This window comes from Burkholderia sp. E168m15, from assembly GCF_016586105.1.
In the GTDB taxonomy this organism is placed as follows: domain Bacteria; phylum Pseudomonadota; class Gammaproteobacteria; order Burkholderiales; family Burkholderiaceae; genus Burkholderia; species Burkholderia orbicola.
On the sequence record NZ_BCPO01000024.1, the window covers coordinates 24,471 to 33,944 of the forward strand.

The 9,474-nt window shown below is 58.3% G+C and carries 4 protein-coding genes and 1 pseudogene; 4 read left to right on the forward strand and 1 reads right to left on the reverse strand.

Annotated elements, in window-relative coordinates; translation table 11 throughout:
- Positions 1–43: 43 nt before the first annotated feature.
- From JMF86_RS04035 to JMF86_RS04045, 3 genes are all read left to right on the forward strand, one after another.
- On the forward strand, positions 44–1,477 hold the full coding sequence (locus tag JMF86_RS04035) for a mannose-1-phosphate guanylyltransferase/mannose-6-phosphate isomerase (RefSeq protein ID WP_054927452.1): 1,434 nt from the start codon (positions 44–46) through the stop codon (positions 1,475–1,477).
- A 147-nt stretch (positions 1,478–1,624) separates the two neighbouring features.
- On the forward strand, positions 1,625–4,993 hold the full coding sequence (locus JMF86_RS04040) for a class I SAM-dependent methyltransferase (RefSeq protein WP_197285581.1): 3,369 nt from the start codon (positions 1,625–1,627) through the stop codon (positions 4,991–4,993).
- A 5-nt stretch (positions 4,994–4,998) separates the two neighbouring features.
- Positions 4,999–7,287, forward strand: coding sequence for a glycosyltransferase family 2 protein (locus tag JMF86_RS04045; RefSeq protein ID WP_175809004.1), 2,289 nt, complete (start codon positions 4,999–5,001; stop codon positions 7,285–7,287).
- Between the two features lie 162 nt (positions 7,288–7,449).
- Here the strand turns inward: JMF86_RS04045 and JMF86_RS04050 are convergent, their stop codons facing one another.
- The gene (locus tag JMF86_RS04050) at positions 7,450–8,706 is read right to left on the reverse strand and encodes a sulfotransferase family protein (protein WP_054927455.1); all 1,257 of its coding nucleotides are present in this window, start codon (positions 8,704–8,706) and stop codon (positions 7,450–7,452) included.
- 564 nt (positions 8,707–9,270) lie between these two features.
- On the opposite strand from JMF86_RS04050, the pseudogene JMF86_RS04055 reads away from it, so the two are divergent.
- Positions 9,271–9,474, forward strand: a pseudogene (locus JMF86_RS04055) (glycosyltransferase family 2 protein); the annotation flags it as partial.

Below are 9,474 nucleotides of genomic sequence, written 5' to 3' on the forward strand. Positions count from 1 at the left end.
TCGAACAGATCATTGAGGAAGCACCGGAGAGAATGGAGTTGACGTGAACATCTATCCTGTCGTTTTGTGCGGAGGGAGCGGCACCCGCTTGTGGCCCATGTCGCGCGGCGGATATCCGAAGCAGTACTTGCGGCTGACGGGGAAGCACACACTCGTCCAGCAAACGGTACGCCGACTGGCCGGCATGGCGGACGTGGCCGAGCCGATTGTCGTCGCAAACCAGGATCAGCGCTTTCTGGTCGCCGACCAGTTGCAGGGCATCGGTGTCAAACCGCAGGCTATCGTTCTGGAGCCGATGAAGCGCAATACGGCGCCGGCGGTTGCGGCCGCCGCGCTGATCGCTATCGAGCGCTCGCCGGATGCATTGCTGATGGTCTTGCCGTCGGACCACGTCATTCTTGACACTGCCGTGTTTTCGGAGCTCGCATCGTCGGCAGCCGATATCGCGCGAGAAGGGTATCTCGTGACTTTCGGAATCGAGCCGACGAGCCCTCATACCGGCTACGGTTATATCCGCAGTGGCGCTGCGCTGGACGAAATCGGTCGAGCGTACCGCGTCGACGGATTCACGGAGAAGCCCGATGCCGAAACGGCGGGGCGCTTCCTGGACCAAGGCGGGTATTACTGGAACAGCGGCATGTTCATGCTCAAGGCGTCGGCCTATCTGGAAGATTTGGCCCGCTATACCCCGACGGTACTGGAAAATATCGAGCAAGCGGTTGCGCAGGCCCGGCGGGATGAGGACTTCATACGTTTGGACGCGCAAGCGTTTGCCCCGTGTCCCGATATCTCCATCGATTATGCCGTGATGGAAAAGACGAGCCGCGCGGCGATGGTTGTTGCATCGGGCATGGGCTGGAGCGATATCGGCTCGTGGTCTGCGCTCGCCGACATCACCGAGAAAGACACCGACGGCAATGCATTGTCGGGCGATGTGATGGCAGAAGACGTGACGGGCAGCTATATCCGGGCGGACCATCGGATGGTTGCCGCCATCGGGCTGAAGGACACGATCGTCGTTGAAACGGCGGACGCGGTACTCGTTGCTCATCGGAGCCAGACCGAGCGCGTGAAGACGATTGTCGAGCGCTTGAATGCGTCGGGCCGGCACGAATCCGTGACGCATCGCAAGGTTGTGCGTCCATGGGGTACTTACGAAAGCATCGATCACGGCGAGCGATTCCAGGTGAAACGAATCATCGTGAACCCCGGATCGTCCCTTAGTCTGCAGATGCATCATCATCGCGCCGAGCACTGGATTGTCGTACGCGGCACGGCGCGAGTGATGAACGACGGGCGCGAGTTGCTGTTGACGGAAAATCAGTCGACCTATATTCCGCTCGGTGCGAAGCATCGGCTGGAGAACCCGGGCAAGATCCCGCTTGAACTGATCGAGGTTCAATCGGGCGCCTATTTGAGCGAGGATGACATCGTGCGCTTTGAGGACAACTACGGACGTGACGTCAAGCCGATATAAGCGCGCGTGCTGCGTCGTGAGAGCTGCTTAGCGCGGCCTGACGGAGCTGGATAAGAAATGCGTTGTAGCGGTTTGCGTCGGATTCGCCTGAACACAGGATCGATTGCTGGCGGGGGCGGCACAGTCATCCGACTACGAAGGAATCAAGTGGAAAATACAACTGGTCAATATTTGCTTCCCGAAATTATCGAGGCCTTGGGCATCGACGGGGAGCTGTTCTGGGAGCCCCGCCGGCTTGTTTCTCCGGGTGCATGGGCGGGGCACATCGCAACCGCATTCTGGCTCGTGAAAGCGGTACAGCCACGGGTGCTGGTGGAGTTGGGCACTCACAGCGGCAATTCCTATTCGGCGTTCTGTCAGGCAGTATCTCAGTACGGGTTATCGACGCGCTGCTTTGCCGTCGATACGTGGCAGGGAGACGAGCATGCCGGCCAGTACGACGAGGATGTATTCGAGAGCATATCCAAGTTCAACGACCTTCACTACGCGGGGTTCTCGAAGCTCCTCAGAATGACGTTCGACGAGGCGAGGGCATACTTTCCGACTCGTCCGCAAGGAGAGATCGATCTGCTCCATATCGACGGCTTGCATACCTACGAGGCGGTTAAGCACGATTTCGATACATGGTTCGACGCTCTCTCGGATCAAGCAGTTGTCCTGTTTCACGATATCAACGTGCGCGAGCGAGGGTTCGGAGTCTGGCAGCTTTGGCAGGAACTGTCGGCCAAGTACCCGTCGTTCGAGTTCGACAACTCCGAGGGGCTTGGCGTGCTTTGTATTGGGGCCGAGAGTGCACCGTTAATTGCCAAACTGATGGCGCTCGGTGACGATCCGGCAGCTGCATCGACGATTCGGGCAATGTTCGCGGCGCGCGGCGAGGCATTTCGCCGTCATGTTCAGGCAGTTGATCTCGACAGGCATGCCAATAACCTGAGTGGCGAGATCGTGCGGCTCTCGCATGAAGCGCAGTCTGCCAAGGCCGGATTCGATGAGCGTATCGGCGCACTTGCGTCGGAGCTGGCACAGGAGCGGGCGGTTCGACAGACGCTTGAATCAGGCGCCGAGGATGCAGTTGCCGCTCAAGAGGCCCTCCGTCAACGCATCGTTGTGCTTGAGGCAGATCTGGCGCGGGCACGGGAAGAGCAATCGATCCACGCGGCAAGCAAGGCAGAGTGCGCGCGTCTCTCTTCCGAAGTCGAGCGGCTGGAAGTGAAACTTTCCCAGCAACGCAGCGAGTATGAAGAACAGCTGCACAGATTGATGGAGAGCGAGCTTCGCGAACGCGATCAGATCGTTCAATCGTTTCGGAACTCCACATCCTGGCGAGTGACGGCACCGATGCGTGCCGTGATTACGCGGCTTCGCGGCTCGGGAGCGGTGAAGCCGCTGGCGCTTTCAGCCGCCGGTGCGTCCGGTCCCGGTGGATCGTTGACGACGGCCCCGGGGTCTTCCAACGCCGCTCTGGGAACCGATGCGAAAGCGGCGATGCGCGCCGGATTCAAGGTTCGTTTCGACGCGTTCCTGACCTCGAGCGGAATGCTGCGATTCAAACGGCATGCCGAGCCCGACGTCAGCATTTTGCTGATCTTCTATAACAGCGTCGAGTTGAGCTATGCATGTTTGGCATCGATTGCCGAAGTGCTGAGCGATAGCGCGATCAAGGCGGAAGTTATCATCCTTGACAATGCATCGACCGATGCAACGTCCCGACTGCTCGACCGTATCGAAGGTGCAACAATCATCCGCAGCAAGGAGAACTTGCACTTCCTGAAAGGCACGAACCAGGCGGCGAAGGAGGCGCGCGGCAAGTATTTGCTGTTCCTCAACAACGATGCACTTCTAATGGCGGGCTCGCTGGAGGCAGCGATTGCGCTTTGCGAGGCGGAAGGCGATATCGGTGCTGTCGGAGGACGCATCATCCTGCCCGACGGATTACTTCAGGAGGCTGGATCCGTAGTCTGGCAAAACGGTGCATGCACGGGCTATGGCCGAGGTGCCGCACCTGATGGTGCGGAATACATGTTCCGCCGCGATGTCGACTATTGCTCCGGGGCGTTCCTGTTGACCCCGCGCCAATTGTTCGAAAGCCTGAATGCGTTCGACGAACGCTATGCGCCTGCCTACTACGAGGAAACAGACTATTGCCTGCGATTGTGGGAGTCAGGGCACCGCGTGGTGTTCGATCCAGACGTCGTGATCATGCATTACGAATTCGGCAGTGCATCGACCAGTGCCCAGGCTTTACAACTGCAACAACGAAACCACGCGATATTCCGCGAGCGGCACGCGGGCTGGCTCCGGGAGCAGCAGGAGGCGGCACCGGACAAGATTCTGTGGGCACGTGCAGCTCGCAGCAACCGGAAGAAACTTCTCTTTATCGAGGACCGTGTCCCGCATGAAAGCCTGGGATCGGGGTACCCGCGCGCGCTGGAACTTCTGTGCGCGCTGGAAAAGGCGGGAGCAGACATCACGCTTTTCCCGATGTTCCGCCACGACGAGAGCTGGCCAGCCATCCGGCGCACGGTTCCGGCTTCAGTGGAGGTAATGCGTGACCATTCCGCGCGCGAGCTTCCGCGATTTCTTAAGGAGCGGGCAGGCTACTACGACGCAATCGTGGTTTGCCGTCCGCACAATATGGAAGCGTTTCTCGGGGCAACCAACGGCGGCAAGTCACCGTGGGTGAGCGACACGGCTATCATTTACGACGCAGAATCGTTGTTCTCGTCGCGAGTACTGCTGGAGCGAAAGTTGTCCGGCGAGACCGTGTCGTCAGACGAAGCACGCAAGATGATTGCAGACGAAATTGCGTTGACCCGTCCGGCCAAGGCGATCATTTCCGTGTCCGAAGCCGAGAAGCGTCAATTCGAATCGCATGGCGTGGGACCCGTCTACGTGCTCGGCCATGCGGTCGAGCCGACGCCGACGCCGCGTGCGTTCGCGCAACGTTCCGATTTCCTGTTCGTCGGTGGGATTCACGACGACAAATCGCCCAATGCCGATTCGCTGCGCTGGTTCGTCACGCAAATCTGGCCGAGGATTCTCGAGAAACTTGGTGCCGATCTTAAGCTCCACGTCGTCGGCTACAACCGGGCAGCCAGTGTTTTCGCATTGAAGGATCGATCGGTACACCTAGTCGGCCGAGTCGATGAACTCGAGCCATGGTACGACGCTGCACGAGTCGTCATTGCCCCGACTCGAATCGCCGCAGGCATCCCGCTAAAGGCGCATAGTGCCGCATCGTATGGTGTTCCAATGGTGACCACCCGATTGATTGCCGAACAACTCGGGTGGGAGTCCGGTGTGCACCTGCTAGCCGAGGATGATGCCGATGCATATGCCGACGCATGTGTGCGCTTGTATAGCGACGAGGTGTTGTGGAACGCCGTACGGGCGAACGCGCTTGAGCGTGTCGCAGTCGATTGTTCAACGCTGCGATTCGATCAGACGGTAAGCGACCTGTTTGTGCAAATTCCCGGCGGCGATAGTCTGTCCCGCAACTCGTCAACTCAAAAATGACTCATATGATCGAGCCGACGCTCAACCCCGCGAATGATTTGACGCCTGACGGGCCGTGGTGGGTTGCCACCGGGGCGGATCCTTATTTTCTGCTTGATTTCGGTAATGCTCGAATCTCGGCAGGGTGGAACCTTGTCACGCTTGAGGTCGAACTCGAGAGCGGGATTCTTGCGCCGACGTTCTATTTCAATGCCGGAGCCGGTTTTTCACAGGAGCTTGCGCAGGCGCTGCCCGCAGCGTCGTTGTCGTCTCAGGGTGCGATGGTCGTATTCCCGGCGAATGTACAGGCGATTCGCCTGGATCCGATGAGTTGCCCCGGACGTTTCAGGATCAAGCGGTTCTCGATTCAACCCATGTCAAGGCTTTCGCTGGCGTGGCGTCGCATGAAGCCGGTGATCCGTGTGCTGCGCGATAAGCCCGCGTTGGTTTTCCCGTATGCCGTGCAAGCCATGCGGCTAGTCAAGGCGCGTGGCGTCGTTGGCGCGCTGCGGCATGCCCTCAGGGATCGCACGATCGATACCTTGGCGGGCCAGTCAGGCAACGAGTATGGTGATTGGGTGACACGCTACGATACGTTGTCGCAGGATGACGTATCCGGGATCGCTGCTCATATCCAGCGCCTGGCGTATCGTCCGCTCATTTCCGTACTGGTTCCGCTCTACAACACGCCCGAACCGTTCCTGATCCGATGTATCGAGTCGGTCCGCGAGCAACTCTACGATCACTGGGAGCTGTGCCTCGTCGACGATGCGTCGCCGCAACCGCACGTGCAGCGGATTTGCGAACGATATGCAGCGCAGGATTCAAGAATCCGATATATGCGGCGCGAGACGAACGGACATATTGCCGAAGCCACCAATTCGGCGTTGTCGCTTGCGACAGGCGAGTTCAGCGCGCTGCTCGATCATGATGACGAGCTAGCCGCGCATGCCTTGTATATGGTCGTGGTGGAACTGAACAAGCAGCCCGATCTCGACATGCTCTACTCGGATGAAGACAAGATCGACGAGCAGGGCAAGCGCTACGAGCCGTGGTTCAAGTCGGACTGGAACTACGATCTGATGCTGTCGCAGAACGCGGTGGTGCATCTGGCGGTATACCGCACGTCGATACTGCGGGAGATCGGCGGTTTCCGGAGTGCGTTCAACGGTAGCCAGGATTACGACGTGACACTTCGCTTCAGCGAGCAAACGACGCCGGAGCGCATCAGGCATATTCCGTTCATTCTTTACCACTGGCGGGCAATCAGTGGTTCTGTCGCGCTTGCCACGACCGAGAAGCTGTATCCGTATGAGGCCGCGGAGCGTGCGATTCGCGAGCATCTTGAGCGAACCGGCCGGAGTGCGACGGTGAAACGTCAGCCGCATCTCGGCTACTACCAGGTTACGTGGCCGGTTCCTGCACCTGAGCCGAAGGTCGCGATCATCATTCCGACGAAGGACAAGGTAGAACTGCTGCGTGTTGCCGTCGACTCGATTCTCGAAAAAACGACCTACGAGAACTATGAAATCGTCATCGTGAACAATCGCAGCGTCGAAGCGAGCACGATGGAGTATTTCGCGCAGGTGCAGCAATCGCCGAAGGTGCGTTTGCTCGACTACGACAAGCCGTACAGTTTTGCCGCGCTGAATAATTGGGCCGTGACCCAGACGGATGCGCCGTTGGTCGCCTTCGTGAACAACGACATTGAAGTGATCGAACCGAACTGGTTGCGGGAAATGGTCGGGCACGCGTTGCGCCCCGAAGTCGGCTCCGTTGGTGCCAAGCTGCTTTATCCGAACGGGACGATCCAACACAGTGGCGTGGTCGTGGGTATCGGCGGCCTTGCGGGGCATCCGCATGTCGGAGAGCCAGGCGAAACGTTCGGCTATTTCGGTCGTGCAGCGTGCACTCAGCGGTACTCGGCAGTAACGGCCGCGTGCGTGGTGATGCGTCGCGAAGTCTTTCTCGAAGTCTCGGGTTTTGACGAGGTCAATTTCGCGGTGGCGTTCAATGACGTGGATCTTGGCATGCGTCTGGGACAGGCGGGTTACGCGAATGTATGGACGCCGCGTGCATTGCTTTTCCATCACGAATCGGCGAGCCTCGGACTGCCGACAAACGAAGATCGCCGTCGGCAGTTCCTTGAGGAATGCGACAATTTTCGCAGAATCTGGGCGGATGTCATCAGGAACGATCCGTTCTATAACCCGAATCTGACCATAAGCGGTGGCGATTTTCGTCCCAATTTCCCGCCGCGCGTGCGCAAGCCGTGGGTCGAGCAGAAGGATCTGAGCGAGGATATGGCGGCGTAGTGCCATGCGTGATGGCTGCTTGTTTCGCGGGGCTTTCCGGTCAGGGGATGCGTGCAATGTTGCACTATCGGCGCAACGGGCATGGGCGGAGATATGGCGGCCCGCATTCACTAGAAAGGAATGCGAGGCCTGACGAGTCAGGCGAGTTGTATCTTTGCCCGGTCAGGCTCTCTTCAGCAAGCGTTTGACCGCACGCAGTGGTGATGTTATCCGCCAGCTTTTCGACGTCAAGATTTCGATCTGTGATCTACGTAAATCATCGAGTTCTGCGCTGGCGGTCGTCATTTTCGATTCCGTGTCGGCGAGCGCCGCATGGGTCAAGCGCAGTTGCGCCGCGAGTTCTTCCTGTCTGTTAAACGCATCGTCACGCTCGCTGTGGGCGCTTTGCAGTGCTTGGGACCATGCTTGCTGCTGCTGCTCCAATGCGTGAATTGTTTCGTTAAGCGAAGCAATTGTTGCATGCAATGTGTCGGTTGCGCGCTGGTGATCGTGAAGTGCAGCGTCGCTTGCTTTCTCGGACGCTTGTGCCTGGTGGAACTGCCGGTCGAGCTGCCATTCATATCTTAAAAGTGGCGAGATGTCGTCAAGATAAGTGCGCGCGTCTCTGGCGGCAGAGGACAGCAACGTGTTGTCGGCCGGAAGTCTGCATCGTACCGATTCATCGAGTGCGGCGAAAAGCGCCTTGACCTGGCGAGGCGCGGAGTGAAGCAGATTGAGGTCTTCCGCAGCAAATCTGGTGTGCCTGAGGTCGCCGTCGATGAATTCACGGGCGAATGTTGCAGCCTCGGACTCGATTAGCTGCAATCCCAGTTCGGATGAGATTCTCGTCAATTCCGCTTGGGGTGCATCCAGCAGCGCATCATAGCTCATGAGTGTCCGCGTGCTGCCGAAGCTCATCTCGAGTGCGGAAAGAGTGTGAGCGAGCCAAAGGATGTGCGATTTTTCTTCGGCAAATTGGTCGCGCTCCAGGAGCGAGCGTGCAACGCTGATTGGATTGCGAATGGCAATGACGTATACGACGCGGATTTGCAAGCCAGCGAGGACGGGTTGCCAGAACCAAGACAGGCGGGCAATGCGCGGATCCTTGAGCGCAAAAGTCTTGCCACCGCATTTTGCGCGAATCATGGCCGCGGCTTTGACACGGAGCTCGTCGAGTCGGTGCATATCGATCGCGTTCGAGTCGATCGGTGCCATGGTGTCCCAGTCGAAGCCGGCGGCGTGCATGACATCGATGTTGATCTGGTTGACGTCGATATCTTCGAAAAATCCCTTGTCGTTGTTTCCCGCTGCCGCAGGCATGAGTCTCGAGCCGAGATTGGCGCCGAGCGTTTCCATCGCGCGCGTGAGAACGCTTGTTCCGCTACGGTGCATGCCCAAGACCACGATCAAGGTCGGAGTCACGGACGAGGAGTTGAGCATAGAGTGAAACGGACCTATCTATTGAGGGGGGCGTTGCGTTGTCGCTTCCGTAACTGGTGCCGTGGTTCGATGTCGGCAAGGCTGTGCTCAGGCGGCTCTGATGAGCTCCGCGCGGGCATTCCAGGCACAGTTGCACGGTATCCAATGGCTGGCATGTTGAGCCGTGGGTACATTCTAAGCAGACACGGAATGCAGGTACGACTTGAGTACGGTAATTTCAGGGCAAGCCGTTACCATGTGTTACCTGCGAGCAGCATTGACTCGTCGAAGGCCGAATCGTTCCGGCTGGTCAAAACTGCCTAGCTTAGTGTACGGAGAGGGCATAGTATGCGGTCGAGGTGCCGGCTTGTCGTAGTCGAAGCGGCGCTTAAAATGGGGACTGATTTAATGATTGCTGCCGGGCACGCAGGCGTTAAAATATCGGGTCGACCCCGCATTTCAAACGAAAAGCGGGCTTGTACGATTCAGTAACCGTATGAGTGCGTGATTTCATGCATCGGCAGTTGTCCAACCAGCGCTTCGTCATGCAGGCGCGCAGTCGAACCACGGATGAATGTAATAAGCGTGCCCCCCAGCGATGTCGATGGTTTGTCAATCTCCATCGTCGTTTATCACCCCGATACCGTTCAACTTGAGCAGACGCTGGCCAGTCTGGTCGCGGCGCGTGACCGCCTGCGTACGGCTTCGCTCGAATGCCCGGTCGATCTGTTTCTGGTCGATAACGGTGGGCTGGGAGACGTGTCTGCATTGATTGATGATCTCACGATC